The 20,507-nt window shown below is 75.0% G+C and carries 17 protein-coding genes; 6 read left to right on the forward strand and 11 right to left on the reverse strand.

Annotation, left to right across the window (positions count from 1 at the left end; all coding sequences use genetic code 11):
- Positions 1 to 20 precede the first annotated feature (20 nt).
- Positions 21 to 545: a sulfocyanin-like copper-binding protein gene (locus VKV23_06160; GenBank protein ID HLI15618.1), complete on the forward strand. Its 525-nt coding sequence runs from the start codon at positions 21 to 23 to the stop codon at positions 543 to 545.
- Positions 546 to 557: 12 nt separating this feature from the next.
- On the opposite strand, the gene VKV23_06165 is transcribed toward VKV23_06160, so the two are convergent.
- Genes VKV23_06165 through VKV23_06180 form a run of 4 tightly spaced genes read right to left on the reverse strand, consistent with a single transcriptional unit; the run spans position 558 to position 3,909 of the window.
- Positions 558 to 1,133 carry a hypothetical protein gene (locus tag VKV23_06165; protein HLI15619.1) on the reverse strand — a complete coding sequence of 192 codons (576 nt, stop codon included), beginning with the start codon at positions 1,131 to 1,133 and terminating at the stop codon, positions 558 to 560.
- Between the two features lie 45 nt (positions 1,134 to 1,178).
- Complete coding sequence (locus VKV23_06170; GenBank protein HLI15620.1) at positions 1,179 to 1,517, reverse strand: metal-sensing transcriptional repressor; 339 nt, start codon at positions 1,515 to 1,517, stop codon at positions 1,179 to 1,181.
- Positions 1,514 to 3,709, reverse strand: coding sequence for a heavy metal translocating P-type ATPase (locus tag VKV23_06175; GenBank protein HLI15621.1), 2,196 nt, complete (start codon positions 3,707 to 3,709; stop codon positions 1,514 to 1,516). Before VKV23_06175 ends, VKV23_06170 begins: the two co-directional genes overlap by 4 nt.
- Positions 3,706 to 3,909: a heavy-metal-associated domain-containing protein gene (locus tag VKV23_06180; protein ID HLI15622.1), complete on the reverse strand. Its 204-nt coding sequence runs from the start codon at positions 3,907 to 3,909 to the stop codon at positions 3,706 to 3,708. The genes VKV23_06175 and VKV23_06180 overlap by 4 nt, the downstream gene beginning before the upstream one ends.
- 122 nt (positions 3,910 to 4,031) lie before the next feature.
- On the opposite strand from VKV23_06180, the gene smc reads away from it, so the two are divergent.
- The 5 genes from smc to VKV23_06205 are packed head-to-tail and all read left to right on the forward strand — an operon-like array spanning position 4,032 to position 10,723.
- Positions 4,032 to 7,547, forward strand: coding sequence for a chromosome segregation protein SMC (smc, locus tag VKV23_06185; GenBank protein HLI15623.1), 3,516 nt, complete (start codon positions 4,032 to 4,034; stop codon positions 7,545 to 7,547).
- A complete protein-coding gene (gene ftsY / locus VKV23_06190; protein HLI15624.1) occupies positions 7,544 to 8,590 on the forward strand; it encodes a signal recognition particle-docking protein FtsY in 1,047 nt (348 codons plus the stop codon). The genes smc and ftsY overlap by 4 nt, the downstream gene beginning before the upstream one ends.
- A gap of 44 nt (positions 8,591 to 8,634) precedes the next feature.
- Positions 8,635 to 9,999 (forward strand): signal recognition particle protein, encoded by a 1,365-nt coding sequence (gene ffh, locus VKV23_06195; GenBank protein HLI15625.1) that lies wholly within the window; start codon positions 8,635 to 8,637, stop codon positions 9,997 to 9,999.
- A 42-nt stretch (positions 10,000 to 10,041) separates the two neighbouring features.
- Positions 10,042 to 10,356 (forward strand): 30S ribosomal protein S16, encoded by a 315-nt coding sequence (rpsP, locus tag VKV23_06200; GenBank protein HLI15626.1) that lies wholly within the window; start codon positions 10,042 to 10,044, stop codon positions 10,354 to 10,356.
- Between the two features lie 10 nt (positions 10,357 to 10,366).
- On the forward strand, positions 10,367 to 10,723 hold the full coding sequence (locus VKV23_06205; GenBank protein HLI15627.1) for a KH domain-containing protein: 357 nt from the start codon (positions 10,367 to 10,369) through the stop codon (positions 10,721 to 10,723).
- A gap of 189 nt (positions 10,724 to 10,912) precedes the next feature.
- Here the strand turns inward: VKV23_06205 and VKV23_06210 are convergent, their stop codons facing one another.
- From VKV23_06210 to VKV23_06240, 7 genes are all read right to left on the reverse strand, one after another.
- On the reverse strand, positions 10,913 to 11,269 hold the full coding sequence (locus tag VKV23_06210) for a VOC family protein (GenBank protein HLI15628.1): 357 nt from the start codon (positions 11,267 to 11,269) through the stop codon (positions 10,913 to 10,915).
- A 297-nt stretch (positions 11,270 to 11,566) separates the two neighbouring features.
- A complete protein-coding gene (locus VKV23_06215) occupies positions 11,567 to 13,150 on the reverse strand; it encodes a hypothetical protein (GenBank protein ID HLI15629.1) in 1,584 nt (527 codons plus the stop codon).
- Positions 13,151 to 13,244: 94 nt separating this feature from the next.
- Positions 13,245 to 15,866 carry a N,N-dimethylformamidase beta subunit family domain-containing protein gene (locus VKV23_06220; protein ID HLI15630.1) on the reverse strand — a complete coding sequence of 874 codons (2,622 nt, stop codon included), beginning with the start codon at positions 15,864 to 15,866 and terminating at the stop codon, positions 13,245 to 13,247.
- 125 nt (positions 15,867 to 15,991) lie between these two features.
- Complete coding sequence (locus VKV23_06225) at positions 15,992 to 17,134, reverse strand: amidohydrolase/deacetylase family metallohydrolase (protein ID HLI15631.1); 1,143 nt, start codon at positions 17,132 to 17,134, stop codon at positions 15,992 to 15,994.
- 114 nt (positions 17,135 to 17,248) lie between these two features.
- Positions 17,249 to 18,055, reverse strand: coding sequence for an ATP-binding cassette domain-containing protein (locus VKV23_06230; protein ID HLI15632.1), 807 nt, complete (start codon positions 18,053 to 18,055; stop codon positions 17,249 to 17,251).
- Entirely contained in the window at positions 18,052 to 19,104 is a 1,053-nt protein-coding gene (locus VKV23_06235; protein ID HLI15633.1) for an ABC transporter permease, read from the reverse strand. Before VKV23_06235 ends, VKV23_06230 begins: the two co-directional genes overlap by 4 nt.
- A gap of 75 nt (positions 19,105 to 19,179) precedes the next feature.
- Positions 19,180 to 20,295: a substrate-binding domain-containing protein gene (locus VKV23_06240; GenBank protein ID HLI15634.1), complete on the reverse strand. Its 1,116-nt coding sequence runs from the start codon at positions 20,293 to 20,295 to the stop codon at positions 19,180 to 19,182.
- Between the last annotated feature and the right edge of the window lie 212 nt (positions 20,296 to 20,507).

Raw genomic sequence — 20,507 nt, forward strand, 5'->3', positions numbered from 1 at the left:
CCTCGGCTAGCCTCGCGTCGGTGCGCAGGCGGCGCTGGACCCCCTGGCGCGCCGGCGCCTTCCTCGCCGGCGCTGCGGCCCTCCTCGCCGGCTGCTCGTCGGGCGGCACCGTGGCGGGGACGGGCGCGTCGCCACCGCTGTCGGTCGACCGCTCGGCGCGCACCGTCCACCTCCTCCTCGTCGCCGCGGCCAACGGGGTGAACGGCGGCTTCAACTTCGACGGCGCCGCGAAGGGGGCGATGACCGTCACCGTCCCGGCCGGCTGGCGGGTGGAGGTGACCTGCGAGAACGCCTCCACGACGCTCACGCACTCCTGCGCCGTCGTCACCGCGAGCGGGCGCCTCGCCTTCCCCGGCGCGTCGGTCGCCAACGCGACGGAGGGGCTCGCGCCGGGCGGGGAGGGGTCGTTCTCCTTCGTCGCCGCGCGCCCCGGCGCCTACCGCGTCGCCTGCCTCGTGCCGGGCCACGAGATCGCCGGGATGTGGGACCGCCTCGTGGTCACGGCGGGCGGGAAGCCGGCCATCGAGGGCGCGCGCGCGACGTGAGCCCGCGCCCGGTCAGGGCGCGGAGGAGCCGGCGCCGGCGGACGGGCCGTTGTCGGCGGACCGCTCGACGTGGCGGGCCAGCTGCTCGACGAAGTGGCGCGCGATGGCGGTGGCGACGTAGCGGCCCACCAGCCGGTCGATGACGAGGCCGAGCAGCCCGAGCGGCGGCCGGTAGCGGCCGTCGAGGACGAGCCTCGTGCGCCCCTCGCCCTCCGGGCGCACCTGGAGGTCGGCCTCCATCTCGGGGAACGAGCTCGCGAGGCGCGCCGCCCGCCACCGCAGCGAGATGGCGTCGCCCGCCGGCTGCGGGCTCGGCGTCCAGCACTCGATGCGGACCGGCACGGCGAGCCAGGGCACCCGGTCCGACAGCGGGAGGCGCACGACCGCCTCGTCGCCGCTCGTCTCGCCGTAGGCGAGGCGGATGAGCTCGGCCGGCCGGATGCGGATGATGCCCCCGAGCTCGCCGAGCGGGCGGTCCACGACGCGCGAGATGCGCAGCTCCTCGGCCTGGACGGGGCGCCACTCGACCGTCGTCGCCTCCGTCGGGCCCGATCGCCGCTCCCCGTCGCCGCCCGCACCCGCCGCCACGCCCTCACGCTAGAGCAACGCGCGCCGTGCCATCGCCTGCAGGCCTCACCGGGCGCGCGTGAAGCGGTGGACGGCTTCGAGGAGCTCGCGCGTCCTGGCCGCCGCGGCCGCCTCGTCGCCCGAGGCGAGGGCGCGCTCGACGCAGTGGTTCACGTGGTCGTCGAGGACCCTGACGGCGACCGCCTCGAGGGCGGTGGCCGCTGCGGCCACCTGGGTGAGGATGTCGATGCAGTAGCGGTCCTCGGCGACCATGCGCGCGATGCCGCGCACCTGGCCCTCGATGCGGCGCAGCCGCCGGAGGAGGGCGTCCTTGTCCGCGCCGTAGCCGTACGGCGGCGGGGGCGGCGGAGCCGTGGGGCGCCCGCCGGCGGCCGACGCGCTCACGAGCGCGCCGCCCCGGCACGAAAGCGCCGCAGGCGCAGCGAGTTCGCGACGACGAGGACGCTCGAGGCGGCCATCGCCGCCGCTGCGGCGATCGGGCTCACGACCCGGGCGAGCGCGAGGGGGATCGCCGCCACGTTGTAGGCGAAGGCCCAGAACAGGTTCGCCCGGATCGTGGCGAGGGTCCGCCTCGAGAGTCGGATGGCGTCGGCGACGGCGCGCACGTCCTTGCCGACGAGGGTGACGTCGGCGGCCTCGATGGCGACGTCGCTGCCGGTCGAGAGGGCGATGCCGAGGTCGGCCTGGGCGAGCGCCGGGGCGTCGTTCACGCCGTCGCCGACCATCGCGACGACCTCGCCCGCGTCCTGGAGGCGCGCGATCGCCGCGGCCTTGCCCTCGGGCCCCACCTCGGCGAGCACCCGCTCGACGCCCAGCTGCGCGGCGACGGCGTGCGCCGCCGGGGCGCTATCGCCGGTGAGCAGCACCGGCGTGAGCCCGAGCCGGCGGAGCTCGTCGAGCGCGTGCCGGCTCGTCGGCCGCACGCGGTCGGCCAGCGCGAGCAGGCCGGCCGGCACGCCGTCGACGGCGACGGCGACGACCGTGGCACCCTCGGCCTCGAGGCGGGACGCCGCCTCGGCGAGCGCCTCGGGGCGGCCCTCTCCCTCCCGCTCGAGCAGGCTCGGCCGGCCGACGACGACCGTCCGGCCGTCCACGAGGGCCTCGACGCCGAGCCCCGCGGTCGCCGCGAACGAGTCGGCGGGCGGGACGTCGCCGAGGCGCTCGCGCCCGTGGGCGGCGATGGCTCGGGCGATGGGGTGCTCGCTCGGGGCCTCGGCGGCGGCCGCCAGGCGCACGAGCGCCTCCTCGTCGAAGGAGGGCGCCGGCACGACCGCCGAGACGGCCATCGCCCCCTCGGTGAGCGTGCCGGTCTTGTCGAGGACCACCGTCGTCACCCTGCGGGCCTGCTCGAGGACCTCGGGTCCCTTGAGGAGGATGCCGAGCTCGCTGCCGCGGCCGGTGCCGACGCTGAGCGCGGTCGGCGTGGCGAGGCCGAGCGCGCACGGGCACGCGACGACGAGGACCGCGACCGCCACGGCGAGGGCCGCCGAGGCCGAGACGCCCCCGAGCAGGAGCCAGCCGAGGGCACCGAGCGCCGCGAGCGCGACGACGGCCGGCACGAACACCGCCGAGACGCGATCCGCGAGGCGCTGCACGGGGGCCTTCCCCGCCTGGGCCTGCGCGACGAGGCGGGCGATCTCCGCGAGGGTCGTCGCCGAGCCGACCCGGGTGGCCTCGACGACGAGGCGGCCCGACGTGTTCAGCGTGGCGCCGGCGACCTCGTCCCCGGGGCCGACCTCGACGGGGACGGCCTCGCCGGTGAGGATCGAGCGGTCGATCGCCGAGGTGCCCGAGACGACGACCCCGTCGGTCGCAACCTTCTCGCCGGGGCGCACGACGAAGCGGTCGCCGACGGCGAGCTCGGCGATCGGTACGAGGACCTCGCGCCCGGCGCGCAGCACCCTGGCCTGCTTCGCGCCGAGCTCGAGGAGGCGCCGCACCGCCTCGCTCGCCCGGCGTCTGGCCTTGGCCTCGAGGAGGCGGCCGACCAGGATGAGGGAGGTGATCGCCCCGGCCGTGTCGAAGTAGACGCTCGCCGGGATGCCCGCCGCGACCACGACGACCGACCAGCTCCACGCCGCCAGCGTGCCGAGCGAGACGAGCGTGTCCATCGTCGCGACGCCGTGGCGGGCGTTGGCGAGCGCGGCGGCGTGGAAGGGCCAGCCGGCGTAGAAGACGACGAGGGTCGCGAGCGCGAGCGAGACCCACTGCCATCCCGGCGGGCGCGCGCCGGGGACCCAGGCGAGCACGGCGAGGGGGACGGTGCCGGCCACGGCCGTCGCGAGGCGCGCGAGGTAGGGGCGGGCGGGGTCCCCGGTCGTCGCGACCTCGACCGGCGTCGCGCCGTAGCCGGCGGCCTCGACCGCGGCGATGAGGTCGCCGAGCGCGGCGCGCGTCGGGTCGAAGGTGACCGCGGCGTGCTCGGTCGCGAGGTTGACGCTCGCGCGCACGCCCTCGAGCTTGTTGAGCCGACGCTCGATGCGGGCCGCGCACGACGCGCAGGTCATCCCCGAGATGGCGAGCTCGACCCGCTGGTCGGCGGTGCGGCTCGGGACGGGGGCGAGCGTGTCGGTCACTCGGCCTTGTAGCCGGCCGCCACGATGGCGGCGCGCAGCGCCGTGTCGTCGAGGCGGGCGCCGCTCACCGTCACGAGCTTCGCCTCGAGGTCGACCTCCACGCCGTCGACGCCGGCCTCGGCGCGAAGCGCCGACGACAGCGCCGCCCGGCAGTGCTCGCAGCTCATCCCGGGGACCCGGTAGGTGATCGTCTCGGCCATGGCACCTCCCTCCGCCGCCCAAGCATACCCCACCCCCGTATATGTCGGGCGGGTGCCGCCCGCGGGCGCGCGGGCGGGCATGGCAGCGTGGGCGCGCGTGCAGCCGGTAGCGTGGCGGCGCCGTGTACCTCAAGTCGCTCACCTTGAAGGGCTTCAAGTCCTTCGCCGACCCGACGACGATCGAGCTCGAGCCCGGCATCACGGTCGTCGTCGGCCCGAACGGCTCGGGCAAGTCGAACGTCGTCGACGCGGTCGCCTGGGTGCTCGGCGCGCAGGGTCCGCGCGTCGTGCGCTCGGCGCGCATGGACGACGTCATCTTCGCCGGCAGCGCGAAGCGGCCCGCGCTCGGGCGGGCCGAGGTCTCGCTCACGATCGACAACGCCTCGCGCCGCCTGCCGATCGACTTCACCGAGGTCACCGTGACCCGCACGCTGTTTCGCAGCGGCGAGAGCGAGTACGCGATCAACGGCGTGCCGTGCCGCCTCCTCGACGTCCAGGAGCTCTTCTCGGACACCGGCGTGGGCCGCCAGCAGCACGTGATCGTCGGCCAGGGCCAGCTCGACGCCGTGCTGCAGGCTCGGCCGGAGGAGCGCAGGATGGTGATCGAGGAGGCGGCCGGCGTCCTCAAGTACCGCCGCCGGCGCGAGCGCGCCGAGCGGCGCCTCGAGGCGAGCGAGGCCTCCCTCGCGAGGGTGCAGGACCTCCTCCGCGAGGTCCGGCGCCAGCTGAAGCCGCTCGAGCGCCAGGCCGAGGCGGCCCGCCGTCACGACGAGCTCGCCGCCGAGCTGCGAGCGCTGCGGGTCCACCTCGCGGGCCGGGAGCTCCTCGAGCTCGCCGGGCGCCTCGAGGCGGCGCGCGCCGAGGCCGACGAGACGGCGGCCGAGCTCGAGCGCACCGAGGGCGAGCTCGAGGCGCTCGAGGCGCGGCTCGCGACGCTCGAGGACGCCCTCGCCGAGGGCGACGTCGACGAGACGTCCGCCCTCCTCGCGCGCCTCGACCGCCTCGGCGAGCGCGCCCGGGGGCTCGCGGCGCTCGCGACGGAGCGACGACGCGCCCTCGCCGCGCTCTCGCGGGCCTACGAGGACGCCGGTGGGCTGCGCGACCTCGAGGCCGAGCTCGCGGCGGTGCGCGCCGAGCTCGTGCAGGTGGAGGCGGACGCCGCCTCGCTCGAGCCGGAGTGGCAGGACCTCGGCCGCCAGGAGGCCGCGCTCGCCGAGGCGCTCGAGGCGCACCGCCTCGCCGAGGCCGAGGCGGGGGACCTCTCGACCGGGGAGACGGCCGCCCGGCGCGCCGCGGCGTCGGAGCTGCGCGCCGAGCTGGCGGGCCTGCGGGAGGCCCAGGCGCGTACGGCCGAACGCGCCGGCGCGCTCGCGGCCCGGGCCGACGAGCTCGCCGGGCTCGCCGAGGCGGCTCGCGCCGCGCTCGAGGCGCTTGCTCCCGAGCTCGACCGGGCGGTGGCCGCCGAGCGCGAGGCGTCGGCGCAGGAGGCGAGCGCCGCGGCCGGCGAGCTCGAGGCGGCGGCGGCGCTGCGCGGCGCCGACGAGGAGCGCCTCGCGACCCGGGGCCGCGTCGAGGCGCTCGAGCAGGCGCTCGCCGAGGCGCACGCCCGCGCCGGCCTCGCGCGCCTGGCCGACGCGCCGGGCGTCCTCGGCACGCTCGTCGACCTCGTCGAGGTCGACGAGCGGGCGCTGCACGCCTTCGAGGCGGCCGCCGAGGGGGTGCTCGACGCCGTCGTGGTGCGCGACGCGTCGGCGGCTCGAGCCGCCCTTGAGCGCCTCCGATCGACCGGCGCGAGCGGCGCCGTCGTGCCCCTCGGCGGCCTGGCGGCGCGCCGGGCCCCGGCCGGGCCGCCCCCGCCGGGCACCGTCGCGCTGCGCGGGCTCGTGCGTGGCGGCGACCCGGCGCTCGAGGCGCTCCTCGACGAGCTCCTCGCCGGCGTGTGCCTGTGCGACGCGGGCTTCGCGGCCGCGCTCGAGGTGGCGGGGCGCGCGCCGACGTGGACGGTGGTGACCTCGGAGGGGGACCGGTTCTCGCCGCTCGGCTGGCGGGTCGGGGCGGGTAGCGCCGGCGCGACGCGCGCCGCGCTCGAGGCGGCGCGACGGCGTCTCGAGGCCGCGACCGGGCGGGCGCGCGAGGCCGCGGCGGCGCACGAGCGGGCGAGGGAGCGGCTCGAGCGGGCACGCCGGGCGGCGAGCGAGGCGACCCGCCACCTCGACCGGCTCGCCGCGGAGCAGCGCCGCCACCTCGAGGCGCTCGAGCGCTCGGGAGAGCTCCTCGCCGCGGTGCGCGCCGAGGAGGAGGCCGCCCGGGCGGCGCAACGCTCCGGCGAGGAGGCCGTCGCGGCGCTCTCGGGGCGCCTCGCCGAGGCCGAGCGCGGCCTCGCCGAGCTCGAGGGGCTCGAGGAGGCCCGGCTCGCCAGGGCGCGCCAGGCCGCCGAGGCACGGCGCGCGCTCGACGCCCGGGTGCGTGCCCTCGGCGCCCTCCGACGGGACCTCGAGGTGCGCGCCGCGGCGCTCGAGGAGCGCCGCTCGCTGCTTCGAGCGCGCGAGGCGGCCTGCGTGGGTCAGCTCGCCGAGCGCTCGGCCGAGCGCGAGCGGGCCGCGGCTCGCCGCGACGAGCACCGGCGCGACGATGCACGCCTCGCCGCCCTGCTCTCGTCGCTCGACGCCCTCGAGGCGCGCGCCGGGGCGGCGCGCGCCGTCCTGGCGGAGCGCCACGAGGCCGCCGTCGCCGCCCTCGCGGCCCGCCGCCAGCGTCTCGCCGACCTGCGCGCCGAGCGGGCGCGCCTCGAGGCGGCGCTCGCGACGGCGCGCGCGCGTCGTCAGCGCCTCGAGGTCGAGCAGACCGAGGCCCGGGTGCGGCGGGAGGCGGCCGTCGAGACGCTGCGGCGCGAGCTCGGCGTCGAGCCGGACGACGCGCTCGCGGCGCCCTGCCCCGAGCTCCCCGAGGGCACGGACGCCCCGGGTCGCTGCCGGGCGCTCGAGGCCGCGCTCGCCGCCCTCGGGCCGGTGAACCCGCTCGCCGCCGAGGAGCTCGCCGCGCTGGGCGAGCGCCACGCCTTCCTCGAGTCCCAGCTCGAGGACGTCCGGCGGGCGCGACGCGAGCTGAACGAGGTCATCGCGGCGATCGACGCCGAGATCGTCGAGGCCTTCGCCGCCGCCTACCGTGACGTCGAGGCGAACTTCGCCGCGCTCGTCTCGACGCTCTTCCCGGGCGGGACCGGCCGGGTGCACCTCACGAGCCCCGAGGACCTCCTGTCGACCGGCGTCGAGCTCGAGGTCCGCCCGGCTGGGCGGACGGTGCGCCGGCTGTCGCTGCTGTCGGGCGGGGAGCGCTCGCTCGCCGCGCTCGCCTTCCTCTTCGCCGTCTTCCGGAGCCGGCCCTCCCCCTTCTACCTCCTGGACGAGGTCGAGGCCGCGCTCGACGACGTCAACCTGGCGCGCTTCCTCGCGCTGCTCGAGGAGTTCCGCGCCGAGGCGCAGCTCGTCATCGTGAGCCACCAGAAGAAGACCATGGAGATCGCCGACGCCCTCTTCGGCGTCTCGATGCAGCCGGGCGGGTCGACGAAGGTGGTGAGCGAGCGGCTGCGGCGCCCGAGGGGCGCGCCCGAGGTCCTCGAGCAGGCGGAGGTCTCGTGACGATCCTCGTCATCGCGATCGTCCTCGCCGTCCTCGTCGTCCTCGCCGCGACCGGCGGGGTCGTCGCGCTGCGCCGGCGCCGGCCCCGGGCAGCGCCAGCGCCGCCTGGCCCGCCGGCGCCGCCAGCCGAGGTGGCCGCTGGCGAGCCGCCGCGGCTCGCCGAGCGGGTCGGCGCGGCTCGCCAGGCGCTCGGCGCCTCGCTCGCCGCGCTCCGCCGGCGCGAGCGCGTCGACGAGGCGGCCTTCGCGGAGCTCGAGGAGGCGCTCATCCTGGCGGACGTCGGCCTCCCGACGACGAGGCGCCTGCTCGACCGCCTGCGCGAAGCGGTGCGCGCCGGCCGGGTCGGCGCGGAGCCGAAGGCCCTCCTCGACGCGCTGCGCGAGGAGGTGGTGGCCCTCTTCGCGGGCGAGGACCGCTCGCTGTCGCTCGAGGGCGCGCCCGCGGTGTGGCTGTTCGTCGGCGTGAACGGCGCGGGGAAGACGACGTCGATCGGCAAGGTCGCGGCGCGCCTCGCACGTTCCGGGCGCTCGGTCGTGCTCGCGGCCGGCGACACGTTCCGCGCCGCGGCGGGGGATCAGCTGACCCTGTGGTCGGAGCGGACCTCGAGCGAGATCGTGCGGGGGGCCGACGGGGCGGATCCCTCCTCGGTGATCTTCGACGCGATCCAGCACGCGGCGGCCCGCGGCGCCGACGTCGTCCTCGCAGACACGGCCGGCCGCCTCCACACGAAGGTCAACCTCATGGAGGAGCTGCGCAAGGTGCGCCGGGTAGCCGACCGCCCGCCCGGCAAGGTGTCCGAGGTCCTCCTCGTCATCGACGCCACGACCGGCCAGAACGGCCTGGCCCAGGCGCGCGAGTTCAGCGAGGCGGTCGGGGTGACCGGCGTCGTCCTCACGAAGCTCGACGGCTCGGCGAAGGGCGGGATCGTGCTCGCGATCCGCGCCGAGCTCGGCATCCCGATCAAGCTCGTCGGCCTCGGCGAGCGAGCCGAGGACCTCGTCGACTTCGACCCCGGCGAGTTCGCCGCCGCGCTCCTCGGCTGAGGCACAGCGGCCCCTGGTCGAGCGCCGGGTAACCTGTCCCTCGCATGTTCGAGACCCTCGCCGATCGCTTCGACCAGATCTTCACGCGCCTTCGGGGCCGCGGCCGGCTCGCCGCGGCCGACGTGGACGAGGCGCTGCGCGAGATTCGGGTCGCCCTCCTCGAGGCGGACGTCCACCTCGACGTCGTGCGCGACCTCGTCGCCGCGATCCGCGAGCGCTGCACGGGGGCGGAGCTCTCGAAGAGCCTGAGCCCGGCCCAGCAGGTGGTGAAGGTCGTCAACGAGGAGCTCACCGCCGTCCTCGGCGGCGAGGCCTTCCGCCTCACCTTCGCCTCGCGTCCGCCGACGGTGATCCTGCTCGCCGGCCTCCAGGGGTCGGGCAAGACGACGGCCGCCGCCAAGCTCGCTCGTTACCTGCGCCAGCAGGGCCGGCACCCGCTGCTCGTCGGCGCCGACCTCCAGCGGCCGGCCGCCGTCGAGCAGCTGCGCGTCCTCGGTCGCGACGCGGGCGCGGCGGTGTTCAGCGAGCCGAGCGACCCCGTCACGGTCGCGCGCCGGGGGGTCGCGGAGGCAGAGCGCGTCGGCCGCGACGTCGTGGTCATCGACACCGCGGGCCGGCTCGCCGTCGACGAGGCGCTCATGGACGAGGTGCGGCGCGTCGCCGAGGCGGTTCGCCCCCACTACCGCTTCCTCGTGCTCGACGCCATGGCCGGCCAGGACGCCCTGCGCACCGCCATCGCCTTCCACGAGTCCCTCGACCTCGACGGGGTCATCCTCACGAAGCTCGACGGCGACGCGCGCGGCGGCGCCGCCCTCTCGGTGAAGAAGGTGCTCGGCCGTCCGATCGCCTTCGTCTCGACCGGCGAGAAGGTCGCGGACTTCGAGCAGTTCCACCCCGACCGCATGGCGAGCCGCATCCTCGGGATGGGGGACGTGCTGACCCTCATCGAGCGCGCCGAGCGTGCCTACGACGCGCAGGTCACGGCCCGCGCCATGGAGCGCCTGCAGGCCGGGCGCTTCACCCTCGACGACTTCCACGAGCAGCTCCAGCAGATGAAGCGGCTCGGTCCCCTGAAGAGCGTGATCGGGATGCTCCCCGGGCTGCCGAAGGAGCTGAAGGACGCGCCGATCGACGATCGCGACGTGACGCGCGTCGAGGCGATCATCCGCTCGATGACGCCCGAGGAGCGCGACGACCCGACGATCATCAACGGCTCGCGCCGGGCGCGCATCGCGGCAGGCAGCGGGACGACGGCGACCGACGTGAACAACCTCCTGCGCCAGTTCAAGGAGATGCAGCGGCTCATGCGCTCCTCGGGCCTCGCCGGGCTGGCGCGAGGCGGGAGGCGCGGCGCCAAGCGCAAGAAGGGCGGGCGGACGAGCGCCTCGCTGAAGGGCGCCGGGCGCTGAGGCCGGGCGCGGACGAAGACCGGGAGACAGAAAGGACGCCAGGTGGCCGTGAAGCTCCGCCTCATGCGGATGGGCAAGACCAAGCAGCCGACCTATCGCATCGTCGCAGCCGACAGCCGCTCCCCGAGAGACGGTCGCTTCATCGAGATCGTGGGCACCTACGCGCCGCGCGCGGAACCGTCGGCGATCGACGTCGACTCGACGAAGGCGCTCGCCTGGCTCGCCAAGGGCGCGCAGCCGACGGACACGGTGCGCAGGCTGCTCGAGATCGCAGGCGTGTGGGGAGAGTTCACGGCGCGCCGCCGCCCGGGGACGGCGTCGACCGAGGTCTCGCACGCTCCGGACGTTGGGCGGTGAGGGACGGCCGATGAGCGACGACGCAACCCTCGGCGAGGGTCGGGCCAACGCGACCTTCGAGGAGCCGGACTTCTCCGGGCTCGCGGCGCACGACGAGCTGGACGAGGACGCGGGGAACCGCCTCGCCGGTGGGACCGCACGCTCGGTGCTCGAGCACGTGGCCCGGTCGATCGTCGACGAGCCCGACGCGGTCGTCGTCGAGGTCGAGGAGGCGCGCGGGGGCCTCAGGCTCTCGCTCCACGTCGCCCCCTCCGACATGGGGCGGATCATCGGCAAGCGCGGCCGGGTCGCGCAGGCGATGCGCGCCCTCGTGCGCGCGGCGGCGTCGCGCGAGGGGACGGACGCGACCGTCGACATCGTCGACTAGGACGAGGCGACCTGCTGCCGACGGCCGGACCCGGCCTCCTCGCGCCCGGGACGCCGTCCCCGGCGACCGATCGGCGCACGAGCGCCAGGCTCGGCCTCGCGAGCGCTCGGTCGCGCTCGACGACCCGGTCAGACCCCCCGCCGTGCGCCGGCCCGCCTCGGCCGGCCGGGGCCAGGCGGCCCCGGCCGTTCAGCCGTCCTGCAGCAGCCCGATGGGGTTGCCGTCAGGATCGGCGAGCGTCGCGACGCGCCGTCCCCCGCCGACCTCGCGCGGCGCTTCCTGGACGCTCGCGCCAGCGGCGCGGAGCTCGGCGAGCTTCGAGTCGATGTCCGCCACGTGCCAGTACGCGACGGGCGTGGCCGGCGCCTGCGGCGTGCCGCGGGGGACGAGCCCGACGTGCTGGCCTGCCGCGTCGAAGCCGACGTAGTAGGGCGAGTCGACCTGGGGAGGCGCGCCGAGCAGGGCGGTGAAGACGGCCTTCGCCGCAGCGAGGTCGGCGACGGGGTAGAGGACGGTCTTGATGCCTTCGATGGGTGCTCCGCTCACGGTCCCTCCTCCGGTCGGGCGTGCTGCCGGACCGCTCGGTTCATCGGCGCGTCCGGTGCCCGTGGTGCGATTCGTGGCAGGTCGGCCGCCCGGTGCCACCCTATACCCGCGCCCGCCGTGCCCTCCGAGGCGGCGTCCGCCGCTGCGGTGGGATCGAGCACGACCTCGCGACGACCCCGCGGCAGCCGACGCGCGCCGCCGGACCGGACGACGGGCGCCCGTCGGTGGGCACCCGAGCCGAGCGGCCGTCACCGCGGGCCCGGGCCCCTGCCGGGGCGCACCGCCCGACGTTCGCGATCAGGCCCGGCCGTGCGCAGGATGGTGGTGAGCGGCCGCGCCGATCCCTGCTCCCTCGGGCTCCCCCGTGGCGCGCGACGGGTGGAGGAGGGGCGGTGGCGCCGGGAGCTCCGGGAGCTTCCCGGTCGCGTGCCATCCCTTCGTGGCGTCCCAGGCGATCGCGTCGGGGAAGAGCTCCTCGCCCGCCCGGACGGCTGTCTCGACGAGGATCTGCTCGCACTCGGGGGCGACCTGCGCGGGCAGGCCGTAGCTGCGGCAGGCGTAGTCGGCCTCGTAGCCGCCGTAGGGGTACTCGGCAGCGGTCGGGAAGTACGAGACGATGCCGTTCGTGTAGCCGAGGTAGAGCGTCGGAACGCCCGGCGCCCGCTCCTTCACCGCCATCCCGATCTCGGTGAAGATCTCGCCCGGCCCGGTCGCGATGAGCCCGTCGCCGATCCTGACCGCGTTGACCCAGCCCTCGGTTGCTCTCGGAGCGGTCCCGTCCCGGAGTGCACGCTCCACCTTGCGGGCCCACCCCGCGTGGTACCACGCGACCTTGATCCTTCCGGCGTCGCCGCTCGCCCGAGCCGCCTCGAGCTCGGCGTCGGCGGCCTGCCGCTGCGCGGCGACCTCGTCGAGCGAGGGGAGCGGGAGCAGCGGGAACGTGACGCGCCGGCGTGTCGCGGCGAGGAGGGGCGCCTCGGCAGCCTCCTCCTGCCTGCGGTACGCGGAGATCGGCGTCACCGAGCCGTCGTCCTGCCGGACGATCCGGACCGGTGCCGACGGCCGGTCCGCGACGGCGTGGAGCGCTTCGAGGGCCAGCCGCCGGCCCATGCGCTCGGCCTCCCGTTCGTCGTCGGTGAACGCCACGCGGGGCAGCACGTTGCCGCCGGCCGCCTGCAGGAAGACGCACTCCCCCCCGGTGATGCGCCGTACCAGCTCCCGAAGCGGCCCCGGGTAGTCCGCCGAGTAGACGGACATGTCGAAGCCGGTCGTGACGGGGTGGCACCCGTAGGCGACGACGGTCGCGATTGCCGAGTCGTCGGGCCGGCGCGCCTGGAGGACGCCGACGTGGTTGTCGACGAGGTTGTCGGGGTTCCACCCGAGGATCGTCCGGCCGCCGACGCGCTCGCGGCGGTTCACGGCGAGGTCGGCCTCGCCGAGCCCCCACACGACGCGCGCCGGCTCGAGCCGCTCGAACGCCAGCCGGCAGACGGAGACGACCTTGTCCTGGAGGACGTCGGCGAACGAGCGGACGCGCGCCTCGCGGCGCGCGTCCGGCTCGCCGAGGAGCTCGCCGGCCCAGCCGCTGCCCGGGGGGGCGAGGTGCGTGTGGCTCCAGTTGAGGACGACGCCGGCCGGGTCGGCGCCGGTCGCGTCGACCACGCGATCGATCAGGTCGCTGACCTCCGGCTCGCCGACCCCGATCACGTCGACGCCGCAGAGAATCACGCGCCTGCCGTCGGCGTCGAGAGCGATCGCGCTCGTCTCGAGCGGCCACGCGCCGTAGCCGGTGGCGGGCAGGCGCTGGCGGACGAAGCCGATCATCGGCAGGCCGAGGGGCGGCTCGAGCGCGAGGCGCGCCGCGCCGGCGTAGAGCGTCATGAGGGCACCTCCTTGCGGATCGGGCGGGAATCGTCGAGTTCCGGTGCGCGAGAGGATCTGCCGTGGCCGATCGCGCAGCCTGCGCCGGCAGCCATCATCGCCCGGGATGCCCGTGCGACCCGAGCGCGCCATCGCGCGACGGCTCGTCGAACGGGGTGGGATCGAGGAAGCGGCCGAGCACGTTGGCCGTGACCCGCCGGACGTCGTTGCGGTAGCCGTTCACGGGCAGCGAGCCTGCCCAGGCGATCGACCCGACGGAGAAGACCGCACCGCCCGAGGGGAGGGAGAAGAAGACGATGTCCGCCCGCACCGGCTCGGGTTCGTCGTCGCTGGCCGGCGGGACCTTGTCGGACCATGACTCGAGCATGTTGTCGAAGTTGTTCGAGTGCGCGAACGACGTCGCGAGCCGGACGGCGTGGCGAGGCGTGCCGAGGCTCGGGGCGGCCCGGTCGATCTCGTAGCCGGCCGCCCCGCCCGCGAGCAGCCCGGTCTGACCGAAGACCTCTCCGCGCACGCCCTCGAAGGCGAAGCCGCACGCCTCTGGTACCGGGAGGCGGCGGTAGGGGCGAGACTCGTCGAAGCCCATCGTGACGTAGGTCGAGCCCGACAGGCGCGCCGGCGGGCGGCCGACCTTCTGCAGCTCCCCGCCAGGTGCCGGGTTGACGTTGTACACGGACTCGCTGTAGTCCACGGTCCACAGCGTCTTCGCACCGGGCCGCCGGACCTCGACCGTGCCCGTGCGTTCGGGGTGGAACTCGGCGTTCCAGTAGAAGGCGTTGCCGCCGAGCACCATCAGCCGTCCGCCGCTGCGGACGTAGTCCTCGAGGGCGTCGAGCATCCTCCAGCTGTAGTACTCGGGGTGGGTCGCGACGATCGTGACGGCGTAGCCGTCGAGCGCGGCGGGTCCCTCGCGGTGCAGGTCCTCGTCGGTGAGGACGTCGAAGGGGACGCCCTCGTGCTCGAGCCAGTCGACGAGCAGGAGGTCGAGGCAGAACTTGTAGATGCGGCCTCTCGGCCGGAAGTTCGTGACGGGCCGGCGGAGCGAGGAGTACAGCACCGCGCTGCCGTCGCGGTGGACGTCGTAGGTCGACCTCCCGAGCTCGGGCAGCTCGAGCAGGAGCAGGTCCGTGTCGTCGAGGACGATGAGGCGCCCCTGGTTCATCTCGTTGAAGGGGGCCCGGACCCGCAGGTGCATGTTGGCGTAGGCGGCGTACGTCGCGGTCGGCACGAGGTAGGCGACGCGGTTGCGCCGCGCGCGTGGTCGGACGAAGAAGGGCACCCGCCACTCGTGGCGACCGGCGACGAGGCGGAGCGCGTAGCAGCCGCTCGGCCAGTCGGGCGGCACCGTGAGCACGTGGGTCGCGTCCCAGCCGGCGTCGGCGAGGTCGTCCTCGTGGAAGTGCACCGCCGCGTACTGCTCGGGCGCGGCGCGCCAGTCGATCTGGGAGCCGTCCCAGTTCGAGCTCTTCACGGCCCGCGCCGGCAGCTGGTGCGCCGAGGCCCCGTGGCCGTTGCCGCTCGCGTCCGCGACGTGCTCGGTGTCGGCGATGCCGTGGGCGAAGTCCCAGTCGAGGAGCGCGGCGCCCACCTCTTCGTTCGGACCGCCGCGCGCGACGCGCTCGGTCGCGGTGGCGTCGAGGCGCTGCGTGAAGAGCGTGAGGCGCTCCACCTTGCCGTTGAAGTGGTTGCACGCCGGGGCCACGCCCGGAACCCCGGGCGCGTTCGCCTGCGCCCCCAGGACCACCCGGAAGTCTGCTAGCGCCTCGTCGCCTTGCGTCGAGCCGGCCAGCGTGCCGACGGTCGCGTCCGCCGACCAGTCGAGCTCGAGGCCGCGGTCGCCCCGGGCCCGAGCGTGCAGGGCGGCGCCGCCCGAGGCCAGGTCGACCTCGCAGACGACGCCCGCCCAGGCACCAGCGACGAGCGGCGCGTCGAGCCTGGCCGTCACGCCGTGCGCGACGAGCTCGAGGGCGAGCGTCCCGTCCTCGACGTAGAGCAGGACGCGCTGGGTCTCGGCCTCGAGGTCGAGCACGGTCTGGCGATGGGGGGCGTCCGGGAGGGTCGGGAGGATCCCGAGCCGGAACGAGAAGGTGGCCGGCAGGGGCACGCGGGCGTCGCTGCAGAGGTAGGAGCCGGGGTGGATCGGCTGGCGGCGACCGTCGTACCCGCCGCTGAGCGCGCAGTCGACGACCTCCTCGCGAAACGGCGGACCGTCCGGCCCGACGTCCGGACAGTGGAGGCGCACGACGTCGGCCCGGTAGCGAGGGGCGTCGCAGCTGACGCAGAACGAGATCTGATCGCCGGCGACGACGCTCTGGGCGCTGGCGTAGGCGAGGAGCGGCAGGCGACCGCTCGTGGTCGTCGCCACGCCCGCCACGGGCTCGACCTGATCCTCGAGGGGCCAGCTGCCGAAGAGCTCCCGCCAGCGGACCTCGAACACGTAGCGCTCGGCTGCCAGGAGGTCCCTGAAGGTGCGGCCGCTCAGCTCGATCGGCAGGAGCGAGGGCTCCGGGCCGAGGCGCGCGAGCTCCCAGACGCGGTGCGGCTCGCGCACGTAGAGGAAGTGCTTGCCCGCGTCGGGCGCCGAGCGCATGACGTTCAGGAGGTACTGCAGGTCGGGCGTGTGGCTCCCGAATGGGCGGGCGAGGAACTCCTCGGCGAGGTCCCGCCGGCTGCCGTGGATGCCGCGGCGCTCGAGGGCTTCCCTGCGCTGGCGCACCTATCAGCTCCTCGTGGCGACGAGCCGCAGGGCGGCGTCGTGGTTGGCGCGCGAGCGCTGCGGCGGGAGGCCGAGGGTGGCGCCACGTCGTCGCCCGGCGGCGATCGCGCTGCGAGCTGCCACGGCTACCCGCTTCGCGCCGGGAGGCTCAGGTAGGTGGGGACGCCGCGGTCCAAGGTCATCCGGACCTCGAGGCGCGCCGCCCCGTGCAGCACGTGGCCCCAGGCGTCCTCCCACGAGCAGGGCTCCCGGACCACCTCGAGCACGACCATCGTCGCGGGGGAGCCGGGCCTGAGCGACGCGAGGCTGTCCCGACCGATGGCGCGCGCCGGCGCGATCGTCGCGAGGCGGACGAGGTCGCGCACGTCGCAGCCGAGCGCCAGGAACCGTGAGAGCACCTGCGGGAGGCCCGTGACGCGGTCCGCGCTGTACGCATGGAGGTCCGAGCTGATCGTGTCCGGCCCGAAGCCGTGCGAGAGCATCGCCGCCGCGACCGACGCGTCGAAGGATCGCGCGCCGTGGCCGACGTCGAAGAGCACGCCGCGCTCTCGGGCCGCAACGGCCTCCGGGATCGGCCGGCCCGCGTCGTCGACGAGGCGGTTGCCGAACCCCGTGAAGCAGTGCGTGAGGATGTCGCCGGCCCGCAGCTGGCCGAGGACCTCGGCGATACCCGGAGGCTGCTCGGCGACGTGCACCATGAGCGGCACACCGAGGCGATCCGCGGCCTCCCGAGCGATGCGCAGCGGTGCCAGCCCGTTGGTTCCGACCGCGTCCGCCGACGCCCTGACCTTGATGCCGACGAGCACGTCGGCGTGGCGCTCGAAGCAGCGGAGGCACTCGTCGAGCGAGCAGTAGCGCAGGTCGTTGCACTCCCCGGCCAGACGGATGCTCGTCGTCCCGATCGTCGAGACGTTGAGGAAGGCGAGAACCTGACCGCGTGCCGGCTCGATGCAGGCGCGACGGAAGGCGTCGAAGAGGTGCGCTCCTGCGCTCCCAGCGTCGACGAAGGTGGTCGTGCCCGCGGGCGGACCGTAGCGGCCGGCGTCGACGCCCAGGTCCTGGCCCGCGAAGACGTGGGCATGGAGATCGACCAGGCCCGGCGCGACGATGCACCCCGTCGCGGCGACGGTGCGCGCCGCCAGAGCAGGGTCGATGGAGGGCGCGACGTCGAGGATTCTGCCGCCGGCGATCGCGACGTCGCACGGCGCGTCGACGCCGCGTGCGGGATCGATGACCCGGCCACCGCGGACGAGGAGGTCAGCGAGCACTGCGGGCCGCGCCGTTCGCGGCGCGCGGCGCACCGGGCCGGCCGCCTCGCCCGAGGCTCGGGCGTGCCCGGCACCGGTCCCCCTCGTACCTCGCCTCGGTGCCCTCGCGCGACGTCACGCGCCGACGATGGAGCGGACGAGCCGTTCCGTGTCGAACTCTCCCCGCCGCAGGTCGTCGACCTTGACCCCGTGGCGCATCACGACGACGTGATCGGCGAGGTCGACGACGTGGCTCATGACGTGGCTGATCATGACGACCGCGATGCCGCGGGCGACCGCCTCTCTCACCAGGCCGAGCACCGCGCCCGCCTCCTTCACGCCGAGCGCGGCGGTCGGCTCGTCCATCACGAGCACCTGGCTCGCCCAGAAGATGGCGCGGGCGATGGCGATCGTCTGGCGCTGTCCGCCGGACATGCGCCCGACGGGAACCCCGCGCAGGCGCGGGATGCGGATCTGCAGGTCGCGCAGCTGCCGCCGGGCGAGCTCGGTCATCTCCCGGTCGGCGAGGCGCCGCAGGAAGGGCAGGTGGAAGGCCGGGCGCACCATCTCGCGGCCGAGGAAGAGGTTCTCGACGACGTCGAGGTTCGGGGCGAGGGCGAGCTCCTGGTAGACGGCCTCGACGCCGGCCAGCCGCGCCTCGAGGGGATCGGTGAAGGACACCGGCTTGCCGAAGAGGAACAGCTCCCCGCTGTCGGGCTTGAGGGCGCCGGTGAGGATCTTGGCGACCGTGGACTTCCCGGCCCCGTTGTCGCCGACGATGGCGAGGAGCTCGCCGCGAGCGACCTGCAGGGAGACGTCGCGGCACGCCTCGACGGGTCCGTAGCGCTTGGACAGGCCTCGAGCCTCGAACACGACCTGGCCGTCGGCATCCCCGAGGGCACCGACGGCGCCGGCGGGCGCGGTGTGGTCGCTCGCCGTCATACGAAGGTCGACTGCTGGCTACGACGACGGTACTCGTCGACGACCACCGCCACGAGGAGCGCCCCCCCCTGCGTCACGTACTGCCAGGAGATCGGCACGTTCTCGAGCAGGAGGCCGTCCAGGACGACGCCGAGCAGGACCACGCCGAGGAAGGAGCCGAAGACCGAGCCGGACCCACCGCCGAGCGCGGTGCCGCCGATGATGACCGCGGCGATGACCGTGAGCTCGACGCCGAAGGCTTCCTGCGAGTTGCCCGAGCCGGTGTAGCCAGCGAGGACGATGCCGCTGATCGCGGAGAACAGCCCGCTCAGCACGTACACGATGAGCCGCTGGCGGGCCACGTTGACGCCAGCGAGGCGCGCCGCGGACCCGTTCGGCGTGCCGCCGATCGCCCTCACCTGCAGGCCGAAGCGAGTACGAGAGAGGATCCAGCCGGTGACGAGGAACGAGACGATGACGAGGATCCCCGGGACGGGCACGTGCAGGACCATGCCGCGACCGAACTCGACGAAGGTTCGGTTCGTGATCAGGATGTCGCCTGCCGCGCCGCCGCCGGCGAGGTAGGACGCCCCGTAGAGCAGGAACTGGGTCGCGATCGTGGCGATGAGCGCGTTGATGCCGATACGCACGATGACCAACCCGTTGACCAAGCCGATGCCGAGCCCGACCGCCAGGGTGATGGCGATCGCGGCCCACCAGGCGAGGTGGTACTGGGACATCAGCTGCGCCGCGATGACCGTGCTCAGCGACATGTTGGCGCCGATCGACAGATCGATACCGCCCGCGATCAGCACGATCGTGGTGATCGAGGCGCAGATGCCGATGTAGGCCTGGGCACGCACGATGTTCGCGACGTTGCCTGCGGTGGCGAAGTAGGGGCTGAGCAGGGAGAAGGCAACGCAGACGGCGACGATCGCGACGAGGAGCCCCGCCCAGTTGGCGTGGTAGAGGAGGCCGACGGTTCGCCGCAGCAGCGGCTGAGGAGCTTCGGCGTCCTCAGCCGCTGCTGCGCTCGGCTCCGGCAGACCGACGGGAGCTTGGACCGTCATCTCGTTCGCACCGCAGGCAACCGCACCTCTGGGTCCCTGTCCCTGGCCGACGCGTGGAGCCGCGATCCGGCCTGCTCAGCTGCCGCGGCTGTAGACCCGCGTGAGCGAGAACACCTCGGTCGGGACGGGGCGACCCGCGAGGATGTCCTCGGCCATCGGGACGAGGATCCTACCGGCGGTGGCGTAGCCGATGTTGACCGAGGCCTTGAAGGCGCTCCCCGGACCCATCGCCGCGAGACCGATGGACTCGACGCCGACGCCGACGATCGCCGACCCAGTGGCGCGCCCGGCGGTCTCGAGCGCCTCGTTGTAGCCGACGCCGTTGATATCGGAGATCGAGCAGCCGAGGACGTGCTGGACCGAGGGGTGGGCAGTCAGCCACGACGCCGCGGCCGACTCGGTGAGCGGGGTCGTGCTCGACGTGATCGCCTCGGCGGAGGTCTGCAGTCCTGGCATCAGCTTCCTCAGCGTGGCGAAGCAGTCGGTGACGCGCTCGTTGATCGCCGCGAGGGCGGGGATGACGACGCCGAACGCCTCGGTGCCCGAGGCCTTCCAGCCGTGCTTCTTCGCGTACTGCGCCAGCCACACCCCCTCGGCGTGGCCGATGGCAGCGTTGTCGGCGCCGAACTCGACCGTGTTCACAGACGTCGACGGCGTCGAGATCTTGATGACCGGTGTGCACCTGAAGGTCGAGTTCAGCTGACCATCGATCGTCGTGTCCACGTTGTAGCTGATGACGACCGCCGGGTGCTCGAGCGCGAGGGACTCCGCGGCCGCGATCGCGTCCGGCTCGCTCGGGTACTGGTAGTTCACCATGTGGAAGGCGAAGCCGGCGCGCTCGGCGGTGTTCTGGATGTTCAGGTTCATGATGTTGAGGAACTGGCTGTTCTCGTTCTGCGTGCCGTAGCCGAGGAGGAGCCGCTTGGGCTGCTTGCGCAGGACGGCGAGGTAGCGACGCGGGTGCTTCCTCGTCGGCACGAACCGACAGCGCGAGCGGTTCCAGACGACCCAGGTCGAGGCGTTGCCGCTCGTCTGGAAGGTGCCGAGCGTCGCCGGCTGGGAGGAGCCGGCGTGGCGCGAGCGGACGGTGGCGCCCGCCGCGGCCGAGCCCGCCGCAAGGCCGGCGGCCACGAGACCGGCGGCCACGAGCGCGACCGGTGTCCGGAAACGGTGGACCGAATGCAGCTTCATGTGTTCCCCCCTTGCTACCGGGTGATGAGCAGGTGACCTGCGACGTGCTCTGCCGAGGGGAGCGACCGGGAAGGGGCCGCACGTGAGGGTGAGCGGCCGATCGAGCCGGACGAGCGCGTCCCGGCTGCTCGGGCCGTCCCCCCGCCCTCGCGTCGCCCTCCCCCCGGGGAACCCCCGCTCGTTCCGAGTGTGGAATCGATGCCGCAAACGTA

This window comes from Acidimicrobiales bacterium (assembly GCA_035294085.1).
Taxonomy (GTDB): domain Bacteria; phylum Actinomycetota; class Acidimicrobiia; order Acidimicrobiales; family Bog-793; genus DATGLP01.